This window comes from Kosakonia oryziphila, from assembly GCF_900094795.1.
In the GTDB taxonomy this organism is placed as follows: Bacteria; Pseudomonadota; Gammaproteobacteria; order Enterobacterales; family Enterobacteriaceae; genus Kosakonia; species Kosakonia oryziphila.
This window is the reverse complement of sequence record NZ_FMBC01000013.1, coordinates 1-24,924: the sequence shown is the minus strand read 5'-3', so window position 1 is coordinate 24,924 and position 24,924 is coordinate 1. Positions and strand designations below refer to the sequence as shown.

Below are 24,924 nucleotides of genomic sequence, written 5' to 3'. Positions count from 1 at the left end.
CCTCCTTTTTCCGCCACTACACTGAACAGGAGAGATTTACGCAAAAATAACAGATACAGGGACTTAATTATGCTGTGGTCATTTATTGCTGTCTGCTTGTCTGGCTGGCTCTATGTCGATGCATCTTATCGCGGCCCGACCTGGCAACGCTGGGTTTTCAAACCCGTAACCCTACTGCTCCTGCTTTTGCTGGCCTGGCAAGCGCCGATGTTAGACGCCATCAGTTATCTGGTGCTGGCTGGCCTCTGCGCCTCACTGATTGGCGACGCGCTAACCTTGCTGCCGCGGCAAAAAATGCTCTACGCCATTGGCGCTTTTTTCCTCGCCCATCTGCTTTACACCATCTACTTCGCCGGCCAGATGACACTCTCCTTTTTTTGGCCGTTGCCAGCAGTGCTGCTGGTTATTGGCGCGTTGCTGTTGGCGGTGATCTGGACGCGTCTCGAAGAGCTACGTATGGCCGTATGTGCTTTTATCGCCATGACGCTGGTGATGGTCTGGTTGGCGGGCGAGCTGTGGTTCTTCCGCCCTACCAGCCCCGCGCTGTCGGCGTTTATCGGTGCGGCGTTGCTGCTACTCGGCAACATCGTCTGGCTGGGTAGCCACTACCGTAAACGCTTCCGTGCCGATAACGCCATCGCTTCGGCCTGCTACTTCGCCGGACATTTTCTGATCGTCCGTTCGCTGTATATTTAAAAGGCTTGACTCTGGAGTCGACTCCAGAGTGTATCCTCCGGTTAATGAGAAAATTATCATTACCCGGAGGATACTATGCCGACCCCCACCTCGCCCACCGACACGAAGAAAGCCCCACAGTTTGCGGCGATAAAACTGCACCCGTTGCCGGAGAAAGTGCAACCCTGCTGCGCTGATGGTGCCTGCGAAAGCAAGGCTCAACCGACTCTGAGTGCGGAAGGAGAACGCTATAGCTGGCTGGTTTCTGGTATGGACTGCGCCGCCTGCGCTCGTAAAGTAGAAAATGCCGTCCGCCAGGTTGAAGGCATTACTCAGGTTCAGGTGACCTTTAGTACAGAAAAATTGATCGTTGTGGCCAACAGCAATGTGCGCGAACGCGTCGAGCAGGCAGTTCAGCAGGCTGGCTACCAGTTGCGCAGCGAGAACAGTACGCCCGAGCCCGCAGCTTCGCGGCTGCGGGAAAACCTGCCGTTGATAGCCCTGATGGTGATGATGGCGCTCAGTTGGGTGCTGGAGCAGTTTAGCCATACTCTGAGTCAAGCTGCCTTTATCGCCACCACGTTAGTCGGCCTGTGGCCAATTGCCCGCCAGGCGCTGCGCTTAATCAAAAGCGGTAGCTGGTTTGCGATCGAAACACTGATGAGCGTGGCGGCGATAGGAGCACTGTTTATTGGCGCAACAGCAGAAGCGGCGATGGTATTGCTGTTATTTCTGATTGGCGAACGCCTTGAAGGCTGGGCCGCCAGCCGCGCACGCCGTGGTGTCAGCGCGCTGATGGCGCTTAAACCGGATACGGCCATCCGGCTGCGTAATGGTGAACGCCAGACGGTCGCTGCCAGCGAGTTACAGCCGGGCGATATCATTGAAGTCCCGGCAGGTGGGCGTTTACCCGCCGACGGCAAGCTGGTGTCGGCATTTGCCAGTTTTGATGAAAGTGCCTTGACCGGCGAATCGGTGCCGGTGGAGCGCACTCACGGCGAATCGGTACCGGCTGGTGCTACTAGCGTTGATCGGCTGGTGACGCTGGAAGTGGTATCGAAGCCCGGCGAGAACGCCATCGACCGTATCCTCAAGCTGATCGAAGAGGCCGAAGAGCGTCGCGCGCCAATTGAGCGCTTTATCGATCGCTTTAGCCGCATCTATACACCAACGATTATGGCAGTAGCGCTGCTGGTTGCGGTTGCACCGCCGCTGTTATTTGCTGCGCCGTGGTTACCGTGGATCTACAAAGGGCTGGCGTTGCTGTTGATTGGGTGCCCGTGCGCGCTGGTGATCTCTACGCCAGCCGCGATTACTTCAGGGCTGGCAGTAGCCGCACGGCGTGGCGCGTTAATCAAAGGTGGCGCGGCGCTGGAGCAACTTGGTCGCATCCGCCAGGTGGCATTTGATAAAACCGGCACGCTGACCATTGGCAAACCGCAGATTGTCGCGGTCACGCCGCTGGCGGGGATCGACGAAGCGGAACTGCTGGCGCTCAGTGCCGCCGTTGAACAGGGTTCTACGCACCCACTGGCGCAGGCTGTAGTACAGGAAGCACTGCGCCGCCAGTTGCCGATTCCGACGGCGCAAGCACAGAGAACGCTGGCCGGGAAAGGGATTGAAGCACAGATTGACGGGCAATATATTCGCATCAGCGCACCGGATAAACTGCCGCAAGGAATGCCAGGTAGCACGCTGTTAACACACATTCATCAGCAGGAGAGCCTCGGCCAGACCGTCATTGTGGTTGAGCGTGATGGCGAAACAATTGGCACGCTGGCGTTGCAGGATACGCTGCGCGATGACGCCAAAGAAGCGGTCACCGCGCTGGATAAACTGGGCGTTCAGGGTGTGATCCTGACCGGAGATAACCCACGCGCGGCGGCGGCGATCGCCGGGGAGCTGGGACTGGATTTCCGCGCCGGGCTGTTGCCGGAAGATAAAGTGCTGGCGGTACAGACACTTAATCAGCGCTTACCGCTGGCGATGGTTGGCGATGGCATCAACGATGCGCCCGCCATGAAAGCCTCAACTATCGGGATTGCAATGGGCAGCGGCACCGATGTCGCGCTGGAAACGGCGGACGCGGCATTAACGCATAACCGCCTGATCGGCATTGGGCAGATGATCCGCCTGGCACGGGCAACACAAAGCACTATTCGCCAGAACATTGCTATGGCGCTGGGTTTGAAAGCCATCTTTCTGCTGACGACGCTGCTGGGAATGACCGGGCTGTGGCTGGCGGTGCTGGCGGATACCGGCGCAACGGTACTGGTGACAGCTAATGCGTTGCGCCTGTTACGCAGCAAAGATTAGTGGCTTTTACGCACCACGTACCGATACGGCAGTGATTCGGTTTGCCCGGCGACCAGCTCATGTTCCATAAAACGACAAAAGCCGGGAATATCGCGGGTGGTAGCCGGATCGTCGGCGATAATCAACAATGTTTCGCCAACCTGCATATTGCGCACGGTTTTGCGCACCATCATTACCGGCTCCGGGCAGCGTAAACCCTGCGCATCCAGCGTATGGTCAGCAGTGAAAAAGAAATCGGTCATTTTCATCTCGCAAGGGGAAAAACCGCATTAGTTTACGCTGCCTTTTTTGTGACGCAAGCAAGGTTAACGATTGCGTTAAAATTAACCATTGCATCCAGCAATGGTTGCAGTATCATGCGGCGGCTCTGCATGACAGAGTACAAAAAAGTACTGGGTTCCCTCACCCCATTTACCAAAAAGGTTACAATATGACGCAATTTTCATCCTCGCAGCGCATGAAAGCGCTGGTCTGGCTTTCGCTCTTTCATCTGCTGGTGATTATCTCCAGTAACTATCTGGTGCAGCTACCAGTCGCCATTTTTGGTTTCCAGACCACCTGGGGCGCATTCAGTTTCCCGTTTATTTTCCTTGCAACAGATTTAACCGTGCGCATTTTTGGCGCGCCACTGGCAAGACGCATAATTTTCGCCGTGATGGTGCCTGCACTACTGGCCTCTTACGTGATCTCTTCGCTGTTCTATATGGGAAGCTGGCAAGGTTTTGGCGCGCTGGCGCATTTCAACTTGTTTGTGGCCCGTATCGCCAGCGCCAGCTTTATGGCCTATGCGTTGGGGCAAATTCTCGACGTGCATGTATTTAACCGTCTGCGTCAGAATCGCCGCTGGTGGCTTGCGCCTGCGGCTTCCACCGTCTTCGGTAATGCCAGCGACACCGTTGCGTTCTTTTTTATTGCTTTCTGGCGCAGTCCGGATGCATTTATGGCGCAACACTGGACGGAAATCGCGCTGGTGGATTACAGTTTTAAAGTGCTTATCAGTATCGCTTTCTTCCTGCCGATGTACGGTGTGTTGTTGAATATGTTACTGAAAAGGCTGACAGACAAATCTGAAATTAACGCGTTGCAGGCCAGTTAAGAGTACCGCCGAGCAGATGTGATAAGATGGATTGATGAGCCGTTATGGCTGTTTATTGAAAGGAAGAATTCAATGCGCAATCTGGTTAAATATGTCGGTATTAGCCTGCTGGTCGTCGGTCTGGCTGGCTGTGATAACAGCGACAGCAAGAAGCCGGTTCAGGCCGCTTCAGCCGAAAGCAATGCAACAGGCCAGCCAATAACGCTGCTTGATGGCAAGCTCAGCTTCTCGCTGCCGGCGGATATGACCGATCAGAGCGGCAAGCTGGGCACCCAGTCTAATAATATGCACGTTTACTCCGACGCCACCGGCCAGAAAGCGGTGATCGTCATTGTTGGTGACAACACGCAGGAAGATTTAGCGGCACTGGCGAAACGACTGGAAGATCAACAGCGTGGCCGCGACCCGCAGTTGCAGGTTGTGACCAATAAAGCAATTGAGATCAAAGGCCAGACGCTGCAACAACTCGACAGCATTATCTCGGCCAAAGGTCAGACGGCCTGGTCTTCCGTGGTGCTGGGCAAAGTCGATAATAAACTGCTGACCTTGCAGGTCACGCTGCCGGCGGATAACCAGCAGCAGGCGCAAACTGCCGCAGAAAACATCATCAATACCATCGTGGTGAAATAATCCCGATGTGAATGGTAAAAAAGGGGATCTGCGGATTCCCTTTTTTATTGGCGGATGACATTGTCGACTCGATAAACTGAGCGCTACCGGACAATCATCCCACCAACACCGGTTTTTGTTTTAATCGCCAGGCTAGCAGCAAGGCGATTGCCACCAACCCTGCCGCCGCCAGATAAATCGATGACACGCCCGTCCATGCCATCAGTAACCCTGCCAGCGGGCCGGTAATGCCCAGAGATAAATCCATAAACACCGTATAAGTCGCCAGCGCAGAACCCTGGTTATTCTGCGGTACCACTTTTACAGCTACGACGCCCAGCGCCGGGAACACCAACGAAAAACCTGCGCCGGCAAGAAACACACCGAGTTTTGCCATCCATGGATCTACCGCCAGCCCTACCAGTACCAGGCCGAGCGTTTCGACCACAAAACAAATCATCGATACATTCAGGCCGCCAAAACGGTTGATGCCGTTCGGGAATAGCAAACGTGCGCCAACAAACGCACAGCTAAACAGCGTCAGCGCAAATGCCGCGCCATCCCAGCCTTTGGCCGCGTAATAGAGCGTGATGAAGGTAGCTATCACGCCAAACCCCGCCGAACCCAGCGCCAGCGCCATGCCGTACGGCCAGACGCGTCCCAGCACTGCGCGAAACGGCAGTGGTTTGCCTTTGCTGGCTTTCACCCTCGCCCGCGGTAATGCCAGCACAATCGCCAGCAACGCAATACCCATAATGGTTAATGACAGGCCCTGTAACCCGCCGTAGCGGTAACAGAGTACGCCGAGCGGCGCACCCAGTGCCATTGCGCCGTAGGTGGCAATTCCATTCCACGAGATCACGCGGCCAATATGAATGGAACCGACAACGCCCACGCCCCACAGCGTCGCGCCGGTTCCGGCAAAGCTCTGGCCAATACCCAAAATCACACGCCCGAGGCACAGCAACAGCAGGCTTAATATGCCAAGGCTGCCGCCCATTGCCGCCAGCAAATAACTGAGACCGCTAAGAAAGGCGCCACACAGACCAAAGATAACGACCTTCTTCGGTCCCAATAAATCGGCATAGCGCCCGGCATGCGGTCTGCTGAGCAGCGTGGCGAAATATTGCAAGCTGATCACTAACCCAGCCCAGAAGGCGCTATAACCCATCACATCATGGACATAGCCAGGCAACACCGCCAGCGGCAGTCCAATGGTGAGATAACTGGCAAAGTTAAAAATAACGACGGACAAAATCCGCAGATTGAGGCGCAATCCGCTAAGCGCCGGTTCGGCGGCATTTTCAGGCATGAAGTTTGCCCCAGAGATTCACAACAGTGTTTCACTATTATCACGTCAGGGCGCAGAAATCAGCACCCACTTTAAGAATATCTCTGTCGGGCGAAGATGTTACGGGGCACTACACTTAACGGGCGTGATAACAAAAGGAATGCCGAATGACACAACCTCAGCCGGACCAGGCAGGTCTTCATATTCTGTTAAAACTGGCAGCACTGGTGGTGATCCTCGCCGGGATCCACGCCGCCGCCGACATTATAGTGCAACTGTTGCTGGCGCTCTTTTTCGCTATCGTCCTTAACCCACTGGTGAGCTGGTTTATTCGCCGCGGACTGAAACGGCCACTCGCCATTGCGATTGTGGTGCTGGTGATGCTGATTTTCCTCAGCGCGCTGTTCGCGGTGCTTGCTGCATCAGTGAATGACTTTATGACCTTGCTGCCGAAATACAATCGCGAATTCACGCGCAAGTTTCTCCAGTTGCAGGATGCCATACCGTTCCTCCAACTGCATATGTCACCAGAGCGCATACTGCAACGCATGGACTCCGAGCGGGTAATGACTTTCGCAACATCCATGGCAACACAGCTATCGAATGCGATGGCCAGCATTGTGCTGCTGGTGATGACCGTGGTGTTTATGCTATTTGAAATACGCCACGTTCCCTACAAAATGCGTTTTGCCCTTACTAATCCGCAGGTGCATATTGCCGGGCTGCACCGCGCGTTAAAAGGCGTCTCTCACTATCTGGCGCTAAAAACGCTGCTCAGCGTATGGACTGGCCTGATCGTCTGGTTGGGGCTGGTGTTGCTGGATATTCAGTTCGCGTTAATGTGGGGCGTGCTGGCTTTTCTGCTTAACTATGTACCCAATATCGGCTCGGTGCTCTCCGCTATCCCACCGATGATTCAGGCGCTACTGTTCAATGGCGCTTACGAATGCTTGCTGACTGGTGCGCTGTTCCTGGCGGTGCATATGGTGATTGGCAATATTCTTGAACCGCGCATGATGGGCCACCGCCTCGGGATGTCAACGCTGGTGGTCTTCCTGTCATTGTTGATTTGGGGATGGCTGCTCGGCCCGATCGGTATGCTCTTGTCAGTACCGCTGACCAGTGTCTGTAAGATCTGGATGGAAACCACCACCGGTGGCAGCAAGCTGGCAATTTTACTGGGTCCAGGCAGACCGAAAAGCCGTCTGCCCGGGTAAATATTATTTTCCTGACCGCCCAGGCAGAAAAATAACCAGCACACCGGCGACAATCAGCAGCACGCCAAGCCCACCGCGCAGAGAGAAGGGTTCATGCCAGCCGGGCAACCAGATGGCGGCGACCCACACCAGAATGTAACTCACGCTGAGCAGGGCATAAGCTTTGCTCAGCGGCAAACGGTGCAGTGCAAAATACCAACATCCCATCGATGCCAGGTAGCCGAAAAGCCCGGCAATCAGCGCCAATGTTCCTTTCTGCGGCTGTAGCAGTACCGACACAAACTCCCACGAGAGGCTCACCGGCGGCAGTGAAATCATCGCATAACGTAGCAACAACTGCGCGACGCTGACCAGCAGCACGCTCGCAAGCGCCCATACCATGCCCCTCATCGCGTACTCCCCAGCAGAACAATACCGGCAATGATCAGCACAACACCCACCGCATGGCGCACGGTAACTCGTTCATGCCAAATAAACCGCGCGGCCAGCGTAACCCAGACAAAATTGAGGCTTAGCATCGGATACGCCACGCCGACCGGAATACGCTGAAGCACCAGCAGCCATAGCGCCATACCGGCACCCAGTGATGCCAGCGCCAGCCCCAGCCACAGGCCGAGATGGATGCCGCGATGCCCCGAGGGCGCGGGCCGTGTCGCCTGTTTCTGGCACAGTTGCCCGATGCAACTCAACAGGCTGGCGACGAGGAGCCAGAGCCAACTGGTCATTGAGGATAGTACTGAATGAAGACCATACGCCCCTGCACGTAGACATTATCAGGTTTCGGGATCGGCAAACGGGTAAAATCATCCGGTTTAGATTGGTGCAATATCAGCGATATCACCCCTTGCTGACGGTGTTGTGCCAGCCAGTCGGTAAAACCATCCTCACTGACAAAGCGGCCCTGTCCGTCAGGGTACCCCATTCCGTAGGTAAGCTCACCCTGCGTATCGAAGAGAATAATATCTTCGCGCTTCAGCTCCCACGCCAGACCGGCTGCGACCCCTACATTATCGGTCAGCACATAGCGGCTAGGGGTAAGCGATTCATTGACGAAGTTAATTAAAAATTGCGGCTGTTTAGAGTCCATTACTTTGTCCGGGACAACAATGCCTACCAGCAGTGCAATCCCCAGCGGACACAGCGCGGCATAAGACCAACGCTTATGACTGACGCGCAACGTAAACAGCCCGACCAGCGCCCAGCAGAAAAAGGCAAATGCTGCCAGCGCTGCTTTATACGCTTCGATCGGCGCCCATACCGGATGCTTCAAGAAGCCCCACGACGATACCACCAGCGCGGCAACCGTGACGATCAAACCAAAAGCAATGTTGATCCAGGCATTAACGCGCAGCACCCGGCCATGCTCTTTGGCCGCCGTCACCGCATAGCGCGCCATCAAGATAGCCAGTGGTCCGAAACACGGCAGAATATAGGTCGGCAATTTCCCTTTCGCGATGCTGAAGAAAATCAGCGGCATCACCACCCAACCCAACAGATAGAAGGCTTCGCGCAACCCCTCTTTACGCGCCAGCCAGCCCATTTTCAGCGCGCCAGGCAACAGCGCGAGCCATGGCAGCGAACCGGCAATCAGGAACGGGATGTAATACCAGAACGGCGCTTTGTGCTGCGCGTCCTGCTGGGCAAAACGCTGAATATGCTCAACCCAGAAAAAGTAGCGCCAGAAATCTGGCTCACGGGCAGCAATCGCCAGCCCCCAGGGCAGCACAGTCACAACACAGCAGATCACCGCCAGCCAGCCCCAGAGCAGTACCTCTTTCCAGCGTTTCTGCACAATCACCCACGGCAGCACGCCGATCACCGGCACTGCCAGCGCAAGGAACCCTTTGGTCATCACCCCCATGCCGCAGGCAATGCCCAGCAGCACATAGCCGCCAAACTTACCACGCAGCGTGGTGGCTTGTGACGCGAGCCAGAAGCTGAGCATCGCCAGCGTCATCCACAGCGTGATCATCGGGTCGAGCACCGCATACGTACCGATGCCGTAAACCAAAAATGCCGTCAGGAATATCACACCGGAGAGCACCGCAATCCGTTTGTCGCGCCACATCTTCCACGCCAGCCCGCTTACCAGCAGCGCCGACAACGAGATCGAAAAGATGGAGCCGAAACGAACCGCGAAGTTATTGTGACCAAACAGCCACTGACCAATATTGTTGATCCAGTAGCCAGCAATCGGTTTTTCGAAATAGCGCAGGCCGAGGAAATGCGGCACCACCCAGTCGCCGCTGCGCAGCATCTCCCGGCTGATTTCCGCATAGCGGGTTTCATCGGGCTGCCAGAGCAAACGATACTCAACAGGAACGAGATAGTAGAGGACAAATAGCGCGAACAGCGCCAGCGTAAAATAACGGGATTTCATGACCCAGAACTCAATAGTTGTTGGCAACCCAGCCAGCCTTCCCGGCCAGCCACTTCTCCGCGCACGACTTTGCCCACCGGCAACGTGGCAACATCATTCGGCAATAGCTGACTCAACGGGCAAAAGACGATTTGCTCGCGGGCCGCCATTGTCAGTAATTCATCAAATCCATCCGCGCCGATGATCCCTTCTACTTCAGCATGAATGGTATAAACCGGCGTACCGTTGTCATGATGGATACAGTCGAGAATATAGCGATTGTATTCTGTGGCACTCACCGTAGTGCCGACTACTTCATCCCAGGTCGGCAACGTCACCGGGATCTGCGGAACAGCACAGGTGCTATCCGTCAGTTGCGGGCGAAACGGCTGAGTACCGCGACAATCGCTGTTATAACGGAAGTCGAACGCAGACTTCGCTTTTACTACCCGCTGATCTGCGCGCCAGCCCGCGACGGCAGAACAGGTCACCGAACGACCGATAATCACTTCCAGCGCCAACAGGCCGCGTTCGATCTCCGCTTCTAAACGCTTTTGATCCCATACACCGCTCCAGCGCTGCCAGGCGTGGTGATCCCAGGCGTGCAGTCCGACTTCGTGGCCCTGCGCGGTCTGGCGAATAATCTCCGCATTCCCTTCACCAATTAACCGCCCCGGCCAGGCTGTTCCGGCCAGCAGAATATCCCAGCCGTAGAGCGATGCCGCGCGCGAACGCAGCATCTTCCACAGAAACTTCGGCTTAAGCAGGCGCCAGATATGGCGCCCCATGTTGTCCGGCCCGACGCTAAAGAAAAAGCTCGCCTGAATATGGTGCTTTTTTAACAGCTCCAGCAGACGCGGTACGCCATCACGTGTGCCGCGAAAGGTATCGACATCAATGCGTAAGCCGACATATTTCATGCTTATTTCTCATCCGTCAGTTCGACAGTGCGCAGGAAGAAATCCAGCGTCTCGTCAATGGTCTGACGCATATCGATGGTCGGTTCCCAGTGCAGGCAGCGTTTAGCGTTACGGATACTCGGTTTGCGATGTTCTACATCCTGGTAACCTTTGCCGTAATAGCTGCTGCTTTCCACTTCGCGGAAACCGGCGAATGGCGGGAAACGATCGCGCAGCGGGTGTTTCTCAAAGCTCGCCAGCAGCATTTCGGCCAGCTCTTTGATGCTCGCTTCGTTATCCGGGTTACCGATGTTGATAATCTCGCCATCGCAGCGGCCATCTTTATTTTCGATAATACGGAACAGCGCTTCGATACCGTCGCTGATATCGGTGAAGCAGCGTTTTTGTTTACCGCCTTCAATCAGCTTAATCGGCGAACCTTCCACCAGGTTGAGGATCAACTGGGTGATGGCGCGGGAGCTACCGATGCGTGCAGCGTTCAGGTTATCCAGGCGCGGCCCCATCCAGTTAAACGGACGGAACAGGGTGAATTTCAGACCGTGTTTGTCGCCGTATGCCCAGATTACGCGGTCGAGCAGTTGCTTCGATACCGAGTAAATCCAGCGCTGTTTGTTGATCGGGCCGACCACCAGGTTTGAATTGTCTTCGTCGAAATTCTTGTCGGTACACATGCCGTATACTTCGGATGTCGACGGGAAAATGATGCGTTTATTGTATTTCACGCAGTCACGGATGATTTTCAGGTTCTCTTCGAAATCCAGCTCGAACACGCGCAGCGGGTTACGGGTGTATTCGATCGGCGTAGCGATCGCCACCAGCGGCAGCACCACGTCGCATTTTTTGATGTGATACTCGATCCACTCGGAGTGAATGCTGATATCGCCTTCGACGAAGTGGAAGCGCGGGTTGCCAAGGAAACGGCTGATCGCATCCGATCCGATATCCAGGCCGTAGATCTCGTAATTGTCGTCACGCAGCAGACGCTCGGTCAGATGGTTACCGATAAAGCCGTTCACGCCAAGGATCAGCACGCGGGTACGGCGTTTTATCGCCACCACTGGCTTACTGGTCAACAATGCGCCAGCGACCAGCCCCAGCGACTGCGCCAGTTGCGCGCCCTGCATATAAACGCCGTTGTCGGCCTGGCCAGTCAAAATTTCCAGCGCGCCTTCACCACAGGCAACGATCAGCGGCGCAACAGACAGCACGGTGCCTGCGCGGGCCGGGCTGAGGTCGGTACGTACACGGGCTTTCCAGACGATAAATTTATGGGTACCGGCAAAGCTGTAGGCGCCCGGCCACGGATCGGAAACAGCGCGCACCAGGTTTTGCAGCGTCTGTGCCGGTTTTTCCCAGTCAAGACGGCCATCTTCCGGCGTGCGGCGACCAAAATAGCTTGCTTTGCTCTCGTCCTGCGCGGTTTCGCTGAAGCTCTGCGCTTTGATGTCTGGCAGCACGCTACTCAGCATCGCTTTTGCCGCCTCGGACAGCTTACGGTGCAACGCGAGGGCATCATCATTTTCCGCAATTGCCACACGCTGCTGCGCGATAATCGCGCCCGCATCGGCCCGAGCGACCATGCGATGCAGAGTGACGCCGGTTTCCGTTTCACCATTCACCAGCACCCAGTTCAGCGGTGCGCGACCACGATAAGCTGGCAGCAGGGAGCCATGCAGGTTGAACGCGCCAAGACGCGCAGTATTGATGATGTTGTCGGACAGCAGGTCGCGGTAGTAGAACGAGAAGATCACATCCGCATTGAGGTCGCGAATACGGTCAACCCACAGCGGATGGTTAACATCATCCGGTGCATAGACCGGAATGCCACGTTCAGCGGCAATGCGTGCCACGGAGCCAAAAAAGTGGTTTTCGTTCGCGTTGTCAGGGTGAGTAAAAATCGCCGCAATCTCAAATCCGGCATCCAGTAACGCCTGTGTACCAACACATCCCATATCGTGGTAAGCAAAAACTACGGCTTTCATTGATTTTTTTCCTCTTGCGAATCATCAGATTCTTGACGAACAACACGTTGAATAAAGTAGCGGGGACGGGCGCGCACATCGTTGTAGATACGGCCGATATACTCCCCAAGCAGCCCCATGCCGATAAACTGCGCGCCGATAAAGGTGAACAGAATGGCGAAGAGCATAAACACCCCTTCCCCCGCCCACTGCGGGCCAAACGCCAGACGCAGCACCACCAGCAATACCGCCAGTGAGAAGCCCGCCAGCGCAATCACACTACCGAAGACGCTTAGCAAGCGCAGCGGCGTAGTGGTCAGGCAGGTCACCAGGTCGTACATCAGATTGATCAGCCGCAAAAAGCTGTATTTCGAATCACCAAACTCACGTTCGGCGTGCTGCACCGGGATCTCAACCGCCCGGCGCGCAAAGGTGTTGGCGAGGATCGGGATAAATGTGCTGCGCTCGTGGCAGTGCAACATAGCATCGACAATATGGCGACGGTAAGCGCGCAGCATGCAACCGTAGTCGCCCATTGCTTTACCGGTGGTACGTTGAATCAGGCGGTTAATGGTGCGTGACGCCATTTTGCGGAACTGGCTGTCCTGGCGGTTCTGGCGCACGGTACCGACCACGTCATAACCTTCATTGGCTTTCGCCACCAGACGTGGGATCTCTTCCGGCGGGTTTTGCAGATCGGCATCCAGCGTGATAATCAGATCGCCGGTGACATGGTTAAAACCGGCCATGATTGCTGAGTGCTGCCCGTAGTTGCGGTTCAGCAGCACAGCAACCACATGGCTGCCTGGCTCTTCAGCCGCAGCAGTTAACATCTGCGCGGAGTTGTCGCTGCTGCCGTCATCGACCAGCAGAATTTCGTAATCAATGCCCAGCAGATTGCAGCTCGCCGTGGTACGGCGAATCAGCTCTGGCAGGCTCTCTTGCTCGTTGTAAACCGGGATAACCACGGAAACTTTTTCGACAAGCGGTAAGGTAAACATATCAGCGCCCTGCAATGTTTCTGAGCGCATCAATGACGCGGGTTGAGTCGTCATGGGTCATATCCGGGAAAAGCGGCAGGGAACAGATACGCGCGCTGTTCCACTCCGTATTGGGTAAAACAATCGGGAAGCGTTCGCGGTAGTACTTTTGCGTATGTGCCGCGCGAAAATGCAGGCCAGTGCCAATGCCCTGCGCTTTCAGGGTTTCCATCAGTGCGTCGCGGGAAATACCGCAACGTTGTTCGTCAACGCGAATAATAAACAGATGCCAGGCGTGTTGATGCGGCCATGACGGCAGCGCCAGCGGCTGGAACGGGGTATCAGACAGTTCGTGTAAATAGCGTTGAGCAATCTCCTGGCGACGAGCATTAGCCGCTGGCAACTTGCCAAGCTGCACCAGCGCAATGGCGGCGTTGATGTCGGCCAGGTTGTATTTAAAGCCAGGAGAGATAACTTCCGCCTGCGGCGCGCGGCCGTGGGTCTGCCGATCGTAGGCGTCCACGCCAAGCCCGTGGAATTTCAGACTGCGAATACGGTTGGCCAGTTGTTCGTCATCCGTCACCACTAACCCGCCTTCAGCGCAGGTCATGTTTTTAATAGCGTGGAAAGAAAAAATCGCCGTACCGCGCGAACCTACATGCTGGCCTTTGTAGTAAGTTCCGGCCGCGTGCGCTGCATCTTCAATGACCGGAATACCGTGCTTCTCGCCAATGGCGCGAATGGCATCAATATCGGCAGGCGCGCCCGCATAATGGACAGGAATAATGGCTTTGGTTCGTGGCGTAATCGCCGCTTCAACCGCTTCAGGCGTGACCATCAGCGTATCGCGATCGACATCGATCATCACCGGCGTCGCGCCCAGCAGGACGATCATGTTGAGAGTGGAAACCCAGGTCATCGACGGGGTGATGACTTCATCGCCCGCACCAATCCCCAGCGCCATCAGCGTGACGTGCATTCCGCCTGTCGCCGAACTCACTGCAATCGCATGGCGGTTGCCGGTCAGCGTGCAAAAAGCTTCTTCCAGTGCCTGGTTTTTCGGACCTGTCGTGATCCAGCCGGAAGAGAGCACTTGCTGAATGGCTGCGAACTCTTCATCCCCCATCGACGGGCGCGAGAACGGTAAAAAATCACTCATCTTTTTTCCTTGGCGTCAAAGACGCATAAACAGACAGTCGCAAAGGCACTTTGCGACTAGTGAGTAAAATGGCGGATGAATGTTAAACCACAATATAATAACTGCACATTTTTTTATGCGTTAATCAGCATTCACATTGATCTGGGTATGTTACCAAAGGAATATTAGGACAAGATTAAGAAATCAGGGAAGCGACAAATTTAACAATTATAAAAAATTTTATTTTACAATAAGTTAAATAGGCAGGCGAGACATTCAGTCTGTGACTGTTGTCAAAAAAACGAAACAATTAACGCCTCCGACTGTGTACAAAGGCGTTTTCGTTGCTATTTAAACAATACATCAACAAAATAGAAAAAGTTAAGATTATTACGCAAATAATTATTTCTATCGTTACTGTTTAAATATATTTATCTGAATAATCAATCAGGATAAATTCTGCGGAAAATTAGCCGGTAATTCGCTGGCGGCACAGTCTATCACGCTATCGTTATTCTCACCGCAATCGCGCACAAACGTAATAGTGGCGAATTCATCAATCACTTCAGTCGGATAGGCCGGGCCAGCCGCGCGGTAAGACTCCATCAGCGGAATGTGATCGTTCTGGAAACAGACGGTTTTTTCCGGGTTGTTGATCACCCAACGCGGGAAGAAGATAGTGCCGTGGAACAGGCGATCGCCGAGGTTGACAATCAGGCTTACATCCGTGCCGGTCGGTTCAGTCCAGGAAATCTTATAAATACTTTCCCCTACACGAACGATATACACACGCTGGTTTTTCACCCAACGGTTAGCCACGATGCCGCTATGAATACGGTAATCGATAGTTTCGCCGTTTTTCACGTAGAGCTCGTAATTCCAGCCATTATCGTAGGTATAAACCAGATGTTTGCCGATAAAACCGCTCAAATCATGTTTATCAAAAATGCTCATTTTTAATCTCCTCTGTTCGATAAGATGATCCTACGCTCGTAAAAATCCAATGAATAACGCTATATTTACATCATATTCATTCAATTTTTAGATGAGTTATGCACAAGACCACGCTGGAACAATGGACGCTGCTGCAAAAAGTAGTGGAACTGGGGAGCTTTGCGAAAGCCGCCGACGAAACACACCGTAGCCAGTCATCAGTGAGCTACAACCTGGCGCTATTGCAGGAAAGGCTGGGGGTTGCATTGCTGGTACAAGAAGGGCGTCGCGCGGTGCTGACACCCGCTGGAGAACTGCTGCTCAATCAGGTTAAACCGCTGCTCAAAGCCTTCGACTGGGTCGAAACCCGCGCGGCAACGCTGCGTAATGGCATGCGCACCCGTCTGGATCTGGTAGTGGATAACATCTTTCCCCGCGCACGCCTGTTCGCCATCCTGCGCCAGTTCCAGCAGCGCTATCCACAAACTCAGGTACGATTGACCGAGGTACTGGAAAACGCCGCTAACGATCTGCCGGTATATGCACAGGCGGATGTGATGGTGCTGACCCGCCGCCAGGACACCACCGGGCGCGGTGAATGGCTGATGAATATTGATTTTGTCGCCGTCGCGCACCGCGATCACCCACTGGGCGCAGCGCAACAGGTGAGCGAAGAGATGCTGGCCGAGTGGCCATTAATCCGCATTGCCGAGAGCGATGCCCGGCAAAACCAGAGCGCGCAGGAGTCATGGACCTTTTCCACCATCGATGCGGCGATAGAAGCCGTACAGTATCAGGTCGGCTATGGCTGGCTACCGGAAGAGCGCATCCAGACATTGCTGACAAACGGCGTGCTGAAAGTGCTGCCGCTCAGCCACGGTATACGACGCGCTACACCGCTGCATCTGATCGTAAAAAAAGACCTTGTGCCGCTGGATGAACAGGTTGAGCTTCTGTTGCAGCTATTTAAGGCATAGCGCCCGACAATAAATCCATATAATCCGCATGGCTTTTGATCCAGAACAGGCCATGAGTATGATGAATAAATAAAATCGTCACACCTTCTCTCCACCGACTTTCGTCAGGGAATTCAACGTGTCCTTCTTTCGCCATGCCGCCGCGCTGCTGTTATGCGCCTCCTTTGTCGTCAGAGCAGCGCTACCAACATTGACCACAGCCTGGCCGGTGAATGTTGGCCCGCTCAACCCACACCTTTACACACCGAACCAGATGTTCGCCCAGAGTATGGTGTATGAACCGCTGGTAAAATATCAGGCTGACGGCAGCGTAAAACCCTGGCTGGCCACGCAGTGGACACACTCGGAGGATGGCAAAACCTGGGTATTTACCCTACGCGACGGCGTACTGTTCTCCAACGGCGAGCCGTTTAATGCCGAGGCCGCAGCAGAGAACTTCCACGCGGTGCTGGAGAACCGCCAGCGCCATGCCTGGCTGGAGCTGGTAAACCAGATAACTGACGTCAAAGCCCTGAACTCCAGCCAGTTACAAATCACCCTCAAAAGCGCCTACTATCCGTTTCTGCAAGAACTTTCCCTGCCCCGACCGTTTCGCTTTATCGCCCCGTCGCAGTTTAAAAACCAGCACACTATGAACGGCATTATCGCGCCGATCGGCACCGGGCCGTGGGTGTTACAGGAATCCCGACTCAATCAATATGACGTAATGGTACGTAACGAACGTTACTGGGGCGAAAAACCGGCTATCGGCAAAGTCGTTATTAAGGTGATCCCCGACGCCACCAGCCGCGCAGTGGCGTTCGAAACGGGTGACATCGATCTGCTCTACGGCAACGAAGGGCTGCTGACACTGGATACCTTCGCCCGCTTTAGCCATAACCCGGTCTGGCGCACGCAGCTTTCCGCACCGGTAGAAACAGTGATGCTGGCGCTTAACTCTACGCGCGCACCAACCAGTGAACTGGCGGTGCGTGAAGCGCTGAACTACGCGGTAGATAAAAAAACGCTGATCGATGGCGCGCTCTACGGCACGCAACAAATCGCCGACACCCTGTTTGCACCAACGGTGCCTTACGCCAGTATTGGACTAAAACCCCGCAGCTACTCGCCGGATCGGGCGCGGGCATTGCTGGAAAACGCTGGCTGGACGCTGCCCGCCGGGAAAACCATCCGTGAAAAAGCCGGCCAGCCGCTGCATATTGAACTGGCGTTTATCGGCACCGATGCGCTGAGCAAGTCGATGGCGGAGATTATCCAGGCCGATCTGCATCAGGTGGGCGTCGAGGTGGCGTTGGTGGGTGAAGAGGAGAGCAGCATTTATGCCCGTCAGCGCGATGGCCGTTTCGGTATGATTTTCAACCGTAGCTGGGGTGCGCCGTACGATCCGCATGCCTTTATGAGTTCCATGCGCGTACCGTCCCATGCTGATTACCAGGCACAGCGCGGCCTGGCAGATAAAGCAATCATCGACCGCGAGATCAGCGAGGTGCTGACCACCCGCGATGAACACGCGCGCCAGGCGTTGTACCGCGATATTCTCACACGTCTGCACAACGATGCAGTTTATCTGCCGATCAGCTATGTATCGACGATGGTGGTGGCGAAACCGGAACTGGGTGTGATCCCGTTCGCGCCGATTGCGTCTGAGATCCCCTTCGATCAGATTTCGCCGGGGACGGTGCAATGAGCCGCTATTTACTCCGTCGCTTGCTCATCCTGATCCCGATGATCCTCGCCGCATCGGTGGTGATTTTCCTGCTACTGCGCCTTGGTACTGGCGATCCGGCAATGGATTATTTGCGCCTTTCCAGCCTGCCACCAACGCCGGAGATGATTGCTGCTACGCGGGCGCAGCTTGGTCTCGATCAACCATTGGCCGTGCAATATTTCCACTGGTTATGGCGCGCGCTGCACCTCGACTTCGGCATCTCCTACGCCACCCAGCGCCCGGTGCTGGATGACGTGCTGCACTTTCTACCCGCCACATTGCAACTGGCGGGTGCGGCGTTAGCGCTGATTTTGCTCATCTCTGTTCCGCTCGGCGTCCTGGCCGCGCGTCATCGCGACGGCTTACCGGACTTTATCGTGCGCGCGATTGCCTTTCTCGGCGTGTCGATGCCCAACTTCTGGCTCGCTTTTTTGCTGGTGATGTTCTTCTCAGTGTACCTGCAATGGTTGCCTGCACTGGGTTATGGTGGCTGGCAACACCTGATTTTGCCTGCACTGTCGATTGCGCTGATGTCGCTTTCGATCAACGCCCGTCTGCTGCGCGCCAGCATGCTGGAAGCGGCGGGCCAGCGCCATGTCACCTGGGCGCGGCTGCGTGGCTTAAACGAAAAGCAGACCGAGCGCGGGCATATCTTACGTAACGCCGGGCTACCGGTGATCACCGCACTGGGCATGCATATTGGCGAACTGATTGGCGGCACGATGATCATCGAAAACATCTTCGCCTGGCCCGGTATTGGCCGCTATGCGGTGTCGGCCATTTTTAACCGTGACTACCCGGTGATCCAGTGCTTTACGCTGGTAATGGTCGTGGTGTTTGTTCTGTGCAACCTGGTGGTAGATCTGCTGAGCGCCGCTCTGGATCCCCGCATTCGCCATCATGAAGGAGCGCACTGATGCACTTTTTTCTTACTGCACGCTGGTCGGTACGTGGAGCGATGCTGATCCTGCTCCTGCTGCTGGTGATTGCGCTGACCTGCCAGTGGTGGGTGCCGTTCGATCCGCAGGCCATTGACCTGCCTTCGCGCCTGCTGCCGCCCGGCAGCCAGCACTGGTTCGGCACTGACCACCTCGGGCGCGATATCTTCTCCCGGCTGCTGGCCGCCACCCGTGTGTCGCTCGGCTCGGTGATGATTTGCCTGCTGCTGGTGCTGGCGTTGGGGCTTGCTGCAGGCGGCTGCGCCGGGCTGTTGGGTGGACGCGTCGATCAGGCGATTATGCGCGTGGCGGATATTTTCATGACTTTCCCCACATCGATCCTGTCGTTTTTTATGGTCGGCGTGCTCGGCACCGGGCTGACCAATGTGATTATCGCCATCGCCCTTTCCCACTGGGCATGGTACGCGCGCATGGTGCGCAGTCTGGCGATCTCCCTGCGCAGCCGGGAGTATGTACTGGCGGCGCGCCTAAGCGGTGCGGGCTATCTGCCGCTGTTTCGCGATCATCTCGCGGGCGCGATAGTGCCCTCGTTACTGGTGCTGGCGACGCTGGATATCGGTCATATGATGCTGCACGTAGCGGGCATGTCGTTTCTCGGGCTTGGCGTGACCGCGCCTACGCCGGAATGGGGTGTGATGATCAACGATGCGCGTCAGTTTATCTGGACGCAGCCCCTGCAAATGCTGTGGCCGGGGCTGGCGCTGTTTATCAGCGTGATGGCGTTTAATCTGCTGGGCGACGCCCTGCGCGACCATCTCGATCCTCATCTGGTTACGGAGCACGCACACTGATGCCTGAACAACTGTCTCTGGAGAGTCTCACTCTGCATGCCGAAAGGCCGCTGGTACAGGAGGTCTCGCTGACGCTGCAACGCGGACGTGTGCTGGCACTGGTTGGCGGCAGCGGCAGCGGTAAATCACTGACCTGCGCGGCAGCACTCGGCGTGTTACCTGCTGGCGTGCGGCAGATAAGCGGCCAGTTGCGGCTGGATGCACAACCCGTCAGTCCGCAGGCTTTGCGCGGCGTCACCGTCGCCACAGTGATGCAAAACCCGCGCAGTGCCTTTAACCCCCTGCGCACGATGGCCGCGCACGCGCGGGAAACCTGCCTGGCACTCGGTAAACCCGCCGATAACGCGACGTTAATTGCTGCACTGCACAGCGTCGGGCTTGAAGCGCCGCAGCGCGTACTGGCATGTTATCCCTTTGAGATGAGCGGCGGCATGTTGCAACGCATGATGATTGCCATGGCGCTGCTCAGCGATGCACCCTTTATTATCGCTGACGAACCCACTACCGATCTCGATGCTGTGGCGCAAGCACACATCCTCGATCTGCTCGATGGAATCGTACAACAGCGCCAGCCAGGCATGCTGCTGGTGACGCATGATATGGGCGTGGTCGCCCGTCTGGCCGATGATGTGGCGGTAATGGATAACGGGAAAATTGTCGAACGTGGCCCGGTGACGACACTGTTTACAGCACCGCAGCATCCGGTCGCCCGGCAGTTAGTCGCGGCGCATCTGGCGCTGTACGGCATGGAGCTGACACAATGAATATTCTTGAGGTCAATCGCTTATTGCATCACTACCAGCAACAGCCAGTGCTACAGCATCTCTCCCTGCAACTTAAACGCGGCGAAACCGTGGCGCTACTCGGACGCAGCGGTTGCGGCAAAAGTACGCTGGCGCGGCTGCTGGTCGGGCTGGAAGCGCCGCACGCAGGTGAAATTTTCTGGCAGGGCGCGCCGCTTTCCCGGCTTAATGGCCGCACACGTAAAGCGTTTCGCCGCGATATTCAGATGGTGTTTCAGGATCCGCTCAGCGCGGTAAATCCGCGTCACACAGTGCGCGAGATCCTGCTTGAGCCGCTGCGCCATTTGCTGGCGCTTAACAGAGCGGAGCAGCAGGCGCGTATTGCGCAGTTACTGGAAGATGTCGAGCTGGATGAAGCGTTGCAGCATAAGCGTCCACCGCAGCTGAGCGGCGGCCAGCTTCAGCGCGTCTGCCTGGCGCGTGCGCTGGCAGTAGAGCCAGGGTTATTGATCCTCGACGAAGCGGTCTCCAGCCTTGATGGCGTGCTGCAAGCCGGGATGATTGCGCTGCTGAAGCGCCTGCAACAGCGCACCGGTCAGGCGTGCCTGTTTATCACCCACGATCTGCGGCTGGTCGAACGTTTTTGCCAGCGGGTGATGGTGATGGAAAACGGCACCATTGTTGAAATCGTGGAGGTCGCCGCGCCACTGCGCTTTACCTCCACGGCAGGCCAGGCATTACAACAGGCGGTGCTACCCGCCTTCCCTTCACCACGACAAAGAAGAGCGCCATGCAACGTGTAACCATTACCCTTGACGATGATCTGCTGGAAACGCTGGATAACCTGAGCGAGCAGCGCGGCTACAACAACCGCTCGGAGGCGCTGCGCGATATTTTGCGCAGTGCGCTAACGCAGGAATCCACGCAGAACAGCGAGCAGCAGGGCTATGCCGTGCTCTCCTACGTTTATGAACATGAAAAGCGCGATCTGGCGAGCCGTATTGTCGCCACGCAGCATCACCATCACGAGCTTTCCGTCGCTACATTGCATGTGCATATCAGTCACGACGACTGTCTGGAGATCGCCGTGCTGAAAGGCAAAATGGGCGATGTGCAGCATTTCGCCGACGATGTGATTGCCCAGCGCGGCGTGCGCCACGGCCATTTGCAGTGCCTGACCGAGGAATAGCTACACCGCGTAACGCGGGGTGAAAAATTGCTCCGTCTGGCGCAGCGCCAGGTGGATCGCTTTTAACGGTGCCAGCCTCCACGCGCCATAGCGCAACAATTAACAACAGCTCTGCGGCATAGGTGCTAGCCTTAGTTATTCGTAAAATCCAACTGGCAAGGAGCAGACGATGAAGATTGAGCTGCACGATAAAGTTGCGCTGGTCACCGCCTCAACGGGCGGGATCGGCTTTGCAATTGCGAAAGGTCTGGCACAGAGCGGCGCGGAAGTGATCCTGAACGGACGCAGCGAAGGGTCGGTCAATAAGGCGAAAGAGGCGCTGACGAAGCAAGTGCCAGGCGCGCGTCTGCGCACGGCGATTGCCGATCTCAGCTCGGCGCAGGGTGTGGAAACGCTGCTGAAAGCGGCGGCGGAGGCCGACATTCTGGTCAACAACGCCGGGATTTACGGCCCGCAGGATTTTTACGCTACCGATGATGAGACCTGGGAAAAATACTGGCAGACCAATGTAATGTCCGGCGTGCGCCTTTCCCGCGCGCTGCTGCCGGGTATGGTGAAAAAAGGCTGGGGCCGCGTGGTGTTTATCTCTTCGGAATCGGCACTGAATATACCGGCGGATATGATTCATTACGGAGTGACGAAAACTGCGCAGCTCTCGCTGGCGCGCGGGCTGGCGAAATTCGTCGCCGGTAGCGGTGTGACGGTTAACAGCGTGCTGCCGGGGCCGACGATGTCGGACGGTTTTGCCGATATGATGAAAGACGAAATCGAGAAAACCGGTAAATCTCTGGAAACGCTGGCGAAAGAGTTTGTAATGGCGCAACGCCCGAGTTCGGTGATCCAGCGCGCGGCTACCGTCGAAGAGGTAGCAAACATGGTGGTTTACGTCTGCTCAAAACAGGCTTCAGCCACTTCCGGCGCTGCACTGCGCGTCGATGGCGGCGTGGTGGACGATATTGTCTGAGTCCGTGGCTGCCCAATACCCGGCAGCCGTTTTAACCGGCTACCGGGAAGGCGAAAGAGAGATAATCTTCAGGGCCAGTTGGGGTAGAAGTGCGCCATCAAAATCATAAACAGCGGCGTCGTCACGGTAGAGAATAGCGTGGAAAGCAGCATGCTGGTTGCCGTCGCACCCTGCAATACATGGAACTTTTGCGCCATCAGATAGACATTGATCCCCACCGCCATTGAGCCTAGCAGTACCACCACCTGGCTTTCCTGCCGCGGAAGATGCAGCAGATACGCTATTGCCCAAATCAGCCCTGGCATCAGGATCAACTTCAGCAGGCAGATGGCGCCGCTTTCACGCAGCCCTTTACGGATTTGATAGCGCGACAGGCTCATGCCGAGGGTGATCAGCGTCAGCGGCGCGGCCACCTGCGCCACCATGCTGACCGGGCTGTCGAGGAAGGTGGGAACCGGGCGATGCAGCAGAAAGCTCCAGGCAAAGCCGGTGAAGATACCGATGATAATCGGGTTACGCAGTACGCTGAGCAGCGTTTTGCCAATTCCGCGCAGCGAGAAGCTACCGTTCTGCGCCCACTCCACCGACACGGTGACCAGCGTCCACAGGATCAGGCTGTTAAACACCAAAACCAGCGCCACTGAGGCGAGGCTCGCCGGGCCAAGCAGGATCACCGCGACCGGAATGCCAAGCATCACGTTGTTAGAGAAAATGCCCGCGAGGCCAAACACCGAGGCGGAAACCGAATCCAGGCGGAACAGCCCTTTCGCCAGGATCCGCCCGATAATGTAGATCACAAAGCAGGTGCCGAAATAAGCAATCAGCAGCCGCACGTCTACCGCCGGGCTTTCGTAGAATTTACTCATTACTTTGAATAGCATGCAGGGGATCGCTACGTTAAAGCAGAAGCGGTTTAACCCCTCGTTGACCGATTCCGGCCAGCCGGCAAAGCGCCCCAGTGAATACCCCAGCGCAATCAATAAAAAAAGCGGCGCAGAGAGCAGCAGTTGCTGCGCAAGCTGGCCGAAAAATTCAGCTGTATCCATCCCTTACCCTGTTGATATCGATAAACGTAATTTTCTTTTTGTTTTCCGCAGTATAGAGGATGGTTTTGTGTACGTCTGCTCGCCTGGCGCCCGTTTTGTGATAAATGGTTTACACCTGGAAATCTCAAAAAAGGGCGTGGAACTAAAACGGGGGACTTAAAATTACTCCCAACGTCCTTAATTGTTTCTTTGCGCTATTACCTATTGCATCATTATTAGCAGCGCTAAGTAACTTTAATTTTTCAATAGCATCTTTATTATTTATTTTTGCCAGAACTCTTATACATTTATCTGCCAACACGAAATCTTCATCATAATCACGATAACTGAGCTTTAATAAAGCTGCTTCGCATAGGGAATTTACACTTGACGCACTCTTATAGAAATCCAATAATCTAACCAATTCTTCATGCTTTTCATGCCAATCATCTGTAATTAAATCATTTAGGACATCTATGCGCTTGAACTCATAACTTATCACAGCAGCAAGATATAGCAATAGATCAACGAATTCACCATCCCTCGCTTCACGGGCTAAAATAAGTTCGTTGCATATATCTAATTCCCCATACGCTTCATTGAATTCATTAAGAAATCTCGAAAAGTCAATATCGTTTTTCATTAACGAAATAATCCAATTTTTCTTTTTAGTTATCATTTATATTAATTTAACCTCTCAAAGCTCTCAATACCATTATTGAATGAATCGCCACGGATAATCTAGACACTTCTGAGCCGTTGATAATACTGGTTTTCATATTCTGTCGGTGACATCTGATTGCTCGAACCATGCCGACGCTTACTGTTATAAAACATTTCGATGTAATCGAAAATATCGCTGCGGGCTTCTTCCCGTGTTCCGTAGATCTTTTTCTTTATCCGTTCGCGTTTCAGCAACTGGAAAAAGCTTTCTGCAACCGCATTATCGTGACAGTTACCGCGACGGCTCATGCTGCCCTCCAGGCCGTGTGATTTCAGGAATGACTGCCACTCATGACTTGTGTACTGACTGCCCTGATCTGAATGAACCATCACCTGTTTTAGAGGATTAC

General features: G+C 55.2%; 26 protein-coding genes. 13 read left to right on the top strand and 13 right to left on the bottom strand.

Features of this window, described 5'->3' with window-relative positions; translation table 11 throughout:
• The first annotated feature begins 69 nt into the window (after positions 1-69).
• Positions 70-696 (top strand): lysoplasmalogenase, encoded by a 627-nt coding sequence (locus GA0061070_RS08125; RefSeq protein WP_090135173.1) that lies wholly within the window; start codon positions 70-72, stop codon positions 694-696.
• Positions 697-771: 75 nt separating this feature from the next.
• Entirely contained in the window at positions 772-2,991 is a 2,220-nt protein-coding gene (zntA, locus tag GA0061070_RS08120; RefSeq protein ID WP_090135172.1) for a Zn(II)/Cd(II)/Pb(II) translocating P-type ATPase ZntA, read from the top strand.
• Here the strand turns inward: zntA and tusA are convergent.
• On the bottom strand, positions 2,988-3,233 hold the full coding sequence (tusA, locus tag GA0061070_RS08115; RefSeq protein ID WP_090135254.1) for a sulfurtransferase TusA: 246 nt from the start codon (positions 3,231-3,233) through the stop codon (positions 2,988-2,990). The two genes, zntA and tusA, sit on opposite strands and share 4 nt — an antisense overlap.
• 188 nt (positions 3,234-3,421) lie before the next feature.
• On the opposite strand from tusA, the gene GA0061070_RS08110 reads away from it, so the two are divergent.
• Together GA0061070_RS08110 and GA0061070_RS08105 are read left to right on the top strand one after the other, a co-directional pair.
• Positions 3,422-4,087, top strand: a complete 666-nt coding sequence (locus GA0061070_RS08110; RefSeq protein ID WP_090135171.1) for a 7-cyano-7-deazaguanine/7-aminomethyl-7-deazaguanine transporter — start codon at positions 3,422-3,424, stop codon at positions 4,085-4,087.
• 72 nt (positions 4,088-4,159) lie between these two features.
• Complete coding sequence (locus tag GA0061070_RS08105) at positions 4,160-4,717, top strand: DcrB family lipoprotein (protein ID WP_090135170.1); 558 nt, start codon at positions 4,160-4,162, stop codon at positions 4,715-4,717.
• A gap of 94 nt (positions 4,718-4,811) precedes the next feature.
• Here GA0061070_RS08105 and GA0061070_RS08100 read toward each other — a convergent pair whose 3' ends face one another.
• Positions 4,812-6,008, bottom strand: a complete 1,197-nt coding sequence (locus GA0061070_RS08100) for an MFS transporter (protein WP_090135169.1) — start codon at positions 6,006-6,008, stop codon at positions 4,812-4,814.
• Between the two features lie 146 nt (positions 6,009-6,154).
• On the opposite strand from GA0061070_RS08100, the gene GA0061070_RS08095 reads away from it, so the two are divergent.
• A complete protein-coding gene (locus tag GA0061070_RS08095; protein ID WP_090135168.1) occupies positions 6,155-7,204 on the top strand; it encodes an AI-2E family transporter in 1,050 nt (349 codons plus the stop codon).
• Positions 7,205-7,207: 3 nt separating this feature from the next.
• On the opposite strand, the gene arnF is transcribed toward GA0061070_RS08095, so the two are convergent.
• The 8 genes from arnF to GA0061070_RS08055 all read right to left on the bottom strand — a co-directional run bounded on the left by arnF (position 7,208) and on the right by GA0061070_RS08055 (position 15,516).
• Positions 7,208-7,594: a 4-amino-4-deoxy-L-arabinose-phosphoundecaprenol flippase subunit ArnF gene (gene arnF / locus GA0061070_RS08090; RefSeq protein WP_090135167.1), complete on the bottom strand. Its 387-nt coding sequence runs from the start codon at positions 7,592-7,594 to the stop codon at positions 7,208-7,210.
• The gene (gene arnE / locus GA0061070_RS08085; RefSeq protein ID WP_090135166.1) at positions 7,591-7,929 is read right to left on the bottom strand and encodes a 4-amino-4-deoxy-L-arabinose-phosphoundecaprenol flippase subunit ArnE; all 339 of its coding nucleotides are present in this window, start codon (positions 7,927-7,929) and stop codon (positions 7,591-7,593) included. Before arnE ends, arnF begins: the two co-directional genes overlap by 4 nt.
• Positions 7,926-9,584: a lipid IV(A) 4-amino-4-deoxy-L-arabinosyltransferase gene (gene arnT, locus GA0061070_RS08080; protein ID WP_090135165.1), complete on the bottom strand. Its 1,659-nt coding sequence runs from the start codon at positions 9,582-9,584 to the stop codon at positions 7,926-7,928. Before arnT ends, arnE begins: the two co-directional genes overlap by 4 nt.
• Positions 9,581-10,483 carry a 4-deoxy-4-formamido-L-arabinose-phosphoundecaprenol deformylase gene (gene arnD, locus GA0061070_RS08075; protein ID WP_090135164.1) on the bottom strand — a complete coding sequence of 301 codons (903 nt, stop codon included), beginning with the start codon at positions 10,481-10,483 and terminating at the stop codon, positions 9,581-9,583. The genes arnT and arnD overlap by 4 nt, the downstream gene beginning before the upstream one ends.
• Positions 10,484-10,485: 2 nt before the next feature.
• The gene (gene arnA, locus GA0061070_RS08070) at positions 10,486-12,465 is read right to left on the bottom strand and encodes a bifunctional UDP-4-amino-4-deoxy-L-arabinose formyltransferase/UDP-glucuronic acid oxidase ArnA (RefSeq protein WP_090135162.1); all 1,980 of its coding nucleotides are present in this window, start codon (positions 12,463-12,465) and stop codon (positions 10,486-10,488) included.
• Positions 12,462-13,445 (bottom strand): undecaprenyl-phosphate 4-deoxy-4-formamido-L-arabinose transferase, encoded by a 984-nt coding sequence (gene arnC / locus GA0061070_RS08065; protein ID WP_090135160.1) that lies wholly within the window; start codon positions 13,443-13,445, stop codon positions 12,462-12,464. The genes arnA and arnC overlap by 4 nt, the downstream gene beginning before the upstream one ends.
• A 1-nt stretch (position 13,446) precedes the next feature.
• Complete coding sequence (arnB, locus tag GA0061070_RS08060) at positions 13,447-14,583, bottom strand: UDP-4-amino-4-deoxy-L-arabinose aminotransferase (RefSeq protein ID WP_090135158.1); 1,137 nt, start codon at positions 14,581-14,583, stop codon at positions 13,447-13,449.
• Positions 14,584-15,009: 426 nt separating this feature from the next.
• Positions 15,010-15,516, bottom strand: coding sequence for a phenolic acid decarboxylase (locus GA0061070_RS08055; RefSeq protein ID WP_090135156.1), 507 nt, complete (start codon positions 15,514-15,516; stop codon positions 15,010-15,012).
• A 98-nt stretch (positions 15,517-15,614) separates the two neighbouring features.
• Between GA0061070_RS08055 and GA0061070_RS08050 the strand changes: the two genes are divergently transcribed.
• The 8 genes from GA0061070_RS08050 to GA0061070_RS08015 all read left to right on the top strand — a co-directional run bounded on the left by GA0061070_RS08050 (position 15,615) and on the right by GA0061070_RS08015 (position 22,826).
• On the top strand, positions 15,615-16,472 hold the full coding sequence (locus GA0061070_RS08050; RefSeq protein ID WP_090135154.1) for a LysR family transcriptional regulator: 858 nt from the start codon (positions 15,615-15,617) through the stop codon (positions 16,470-16,472).
• A gap of 118 nt (positions 16,473-16,590) precedes the next feature.
• Positions 16,591-18,159 (top strand): nickel ABC transporter substrate-binding protein, encoded by a 1,569-nt coding sequence (nikA, locus tag GA0061070_RS08045; protein ID WP_090135153.1) that lies wholly within the window; start codon positions 16,591-16,593, stop codon positions 18,157-18,159.
• On the top strand, positions 18,156-19,097 hold the full coding sequence (gene nikB, locus GA0061070_RS08040) for a nickel ABC transporter permease subunit NikB (RefSeq protein ID WP_090135151.1): 942 nt from the start codon (positions 18,156-18,158) through the stop codon (positions 19,095-19,097). The genes nikA and nikB overlap by 4 nt, the downstream gene beginning before the upstream one ends.
• A complete protein-coding gene (nikC, locus tag GA0061070_RS08035; protein WP_090135150.1) occupies positions 19,097-19,930 on the top strand; it encodes a nickel ABC transporter permease subunit NikC in 834 nt (277 codons plus the stop codon). The genes nikB and nikC overlap by 1 nt, the downstream gene beginning before the upstream one ends.
• Positions 19,930-20,694, top strand: a complete 765-nt coding sequence (nikD, locus tag GA0061070_RS08030) for a nickel import ATP-binding protein NikD (RefSeq protein ID WP_090135148.1) — start codon at positions 19,930-19,932, stop codon at positions 20,692-20,694. Before nikC ends, nikD begins: the two co-directional genes overlap by 1 nt.
• Complete coding sequence (gene nikE, locus GA0061070_RS08025) at positions 20,691-21,476, top strand: nickel import ATP-binding protein NikE (RefSeq protein WP_090135146.1); 786 nt, start codon at positions 20,691-20,693, stop codon at positions 21,474-21,476. Before nikD ends, nikE begins: the two co-directional genes overlap by 4 nt.
• Positions 21,464-21,862: a nickel-responsive transcriptional regulator NikR gene (gene nikR, locus GA0061070_RS08020; RefSeq protein WP_090135145.1), complete on the top strand. Its 399-nt coding sequence runs from the start codon at positions 21,464-21,466 to the stop codon at positions 21,860-21,862. Before nikE ends, nikR begins: the two co-directional genes overlap by 13 nt.
• A 169-nt stretch (positions 21,863-22,031) precedes the next feature.
• Positions 22,032-22,826, top strand: a complete 795-nt coding sequence (locus tag GA0061070_RS08015) for an SDR family NAD(P)-dependent oxidoreductase (RefSeq protein ID WP_090135144.1) — start codon at positions 22,032-22,034, stop codon at positions 22,824-22,826.
• A 68-nt stretch (positions 22,827-22,894) separates the two neighbouring features.
• Here the strand turns inward: GA0061070_RS08015 and GA0061070_RS08010 are convergent, their stop codons facing one another.
• The 3 genes from GA0061070_RS08010 to GA0061070_RS08000 form a co-directional block, all read right to left on the bottom strand.
• A complete protein-coding gene (locus tag GA0061070_RS08010) occupies positions 22,895-23,872 on the bottom strand; it encodes an AEC family transporter (RefSeq protein ID WP_090135142.1) in 978 nt (325 codons plus the stop codon).
• 142 nt (positions 23,873-24,014) lie between these two features.
• The gene (locus GA0061070_RS08005) at positions 24,015-24,530 is read right to left on the bottom strand and encodes a hypothetical protein (RefSeq protein ID WP_090135140.1); all 516 of its coding nucleotides are present in this window, start codon (positions 24,528-24,530) and stop codon (positions 24,015-24,017) included.
• Between the two features lie 62 nt (positions 24,531-24,592).
• On the bottom strand, positions 24,593-24,924 hold a 332-nt coding region (locus tag GA0061070_RS08000; RefSeq protein WP_139109739.1), incomplete at its 5' end, for an IS3 family transposase.

What these genes read in the sequence shown, in the direction of transcription:
- GA0061070_RS08125 (WP_090135173.1), top strand. Translation starts at nt 70, where the DNA reads ATGCTGTGGTCATTTATTGCTGTCTGCTTGTCTGGCTGGCTCTATGTC.
- zntA (WP_090135172.1), top strand. Translation starts at nt 772, where the DNA reads ATGCCGACCCCCACCTCGCCCACCGACACGAAGAAAGCCCCACAGTTT.
- tusA (WP_090135254.1), bottom strand. Translation starts at nt 3,233, where the DNA reads ATGACCGATTTCTTTTTCACTGCTGACCATACGCTGGATGCGCAGGGT.
- GA0061070_RS08110 (WP_090135171.1), top strand. Translation starts at nt 3,422, where the DNA reads ATGACGCAATTTTCATCCTCGCAGCGCATGAAAGCGCTGGTCTGGCTT.
- GA0061070_RS08105 (WP_090135170.1), top strand. Translation starts at nt 4,160, where the DNA reads ATGCGCAATCTGGTTAAATATGTCGGTATTAGCCTGCTGGTCGTCGGT.
- GA0061070_RS08100 (WP_090135169.1), bottom strand. Translation starts at nt 6,008, where the DNA reads ATGCCTGAAAATGCCGCCGAACCGGCGCTTAGCGGATTGCGCCTCAAT.
- GA0061070_RS08095 (WP_090135168.1), top strand. Translation starts at nt 6,155, where the DNA reads ATGACACAACCTCAGCCGGACCAGGCAGGTCTTCATATTCTGTTAAAA.
- arnF (WP_090135167.1), bottom strand. Translation starts at nt 7,594, where the DNA reads ATGAGGGGCATGGTATGGGCGCTTGCGAGCGTGCTGCTGGTCAGCGTC.
- arnE (WP_090135166.1), bottom strand. Translation starts at nt 7,929, where the DNA reads ATGACCAGTTGGCTCTGGCTCCTCGTCGCCAGCCTGTTGAGTTGCATC.
- arnT (WP_090135165.1), bottom strand. Translation starts at nt 9,584, where the DNA reads ATGAAATCCCGTTATTTTACGCTGGCGCTGTTCGCGCTATTTGTCCTC.
- arnD (WP_090135164.1), bottom strand. Translation starts at nt 10,483, where the DNA reads ATGAAATATGTCGGCTTACGCATTGATGTCGATACCTTTCGCGGCACA.
- arnA (WP_090135162.1), bottom strand. Translation starts at nt 12,465, where the DNA reads ATGAAAGCCGTAGTTTTTGCTTACCACGATATGGGATGTGTTGGTACA.
- arnC (WP_090135160.1), bottom strand. Translation starts at nt 13,445, where the DNA reads ATGTTTACCTTACCGCTTGTCGAAAAAGTTTCCGTGGTTATCCCGGTT.
- arnB (WP_090135158.1), bottom strand. Translation starts at nt 14,583, where the DNA reads ATGAGTGATTTTTTACCGTTCTCGCGCCCGTCGATGGGGGATGAAGAG.
- GA0061070_RS08055 (WP_090135156.1), bottom strand. Translation starts at nt 15,516, where the DNA reads ATGAGCATTTTTGATAAACATGATTTGAGCGGTTTTATCGGCAAACAT.
- GA0061070_RS08050 (WP_090135154.1), top strand. Translation starts at nt 15,615, where the DNA reads ATGCACAAGACCACGCTGGAACAATGGACGCTGCTGCAAAAAGTAGTG.
- nikB (WP_090135151.1), top strand. Translation starts at nt 18,156, where the DNA reads ATGAGCCGCTATTTACTCCGTCGCTTGCTCATCCTGATCCCGATGATC.
- nikC (WP_090135150.1), top strand. Translation starts at nt 19,097, where the DNA reads ATGCACTTTTTTCTTACTGCACGCTGGTCGGTACGTGGAGCGATGCTG.
- nikD (WP_090135148.1), top strand. Translation starts at nt 19,930, where the DNA reads ATGCCTGAACAACTGTCTCTGGAGAGTCTCACTCTGCATGCCGAAAGG.
- nikE (WP_090135146.1), top strand. Translation starts at nt 20,691, where the DNA reads ATGAATATTCTTGAGGTCAATCGCTTATTGCATCACTACCAGCAACAG.
- nikR (WP_090135145.1), top strand. Translation starts at nt 21,464, where the DNA reads ATGCAACGTGTAACCATTACCCTTGACGATGATCTGCTGGAAACGCTG.
- GA0061070_RS08015 (WP_090135144.1), top strand. Translation starts at nt 22,032, where the DNA reads ATGAAGATTGAGCTGCACGATAAAGTTGCGCTGGTCACCGCCTCAACG.
- GA0061070_RS08010 (WP_090135142.1), bottom strand. Translation starts at nt 23,872, where the DNA reads ATGGATACAGCTGAATTTTTCGGCCAGCTTGCGCAGCAACTGCTGCTC.
- GA0061070_RS08005 (WP_090135140.1), bottom strand. Translation starts at nt 24,530, where the DNA reads ATGATAACTAAAAAGAAAAATTGGATTATTTCGTTAATGAAAAACGAT.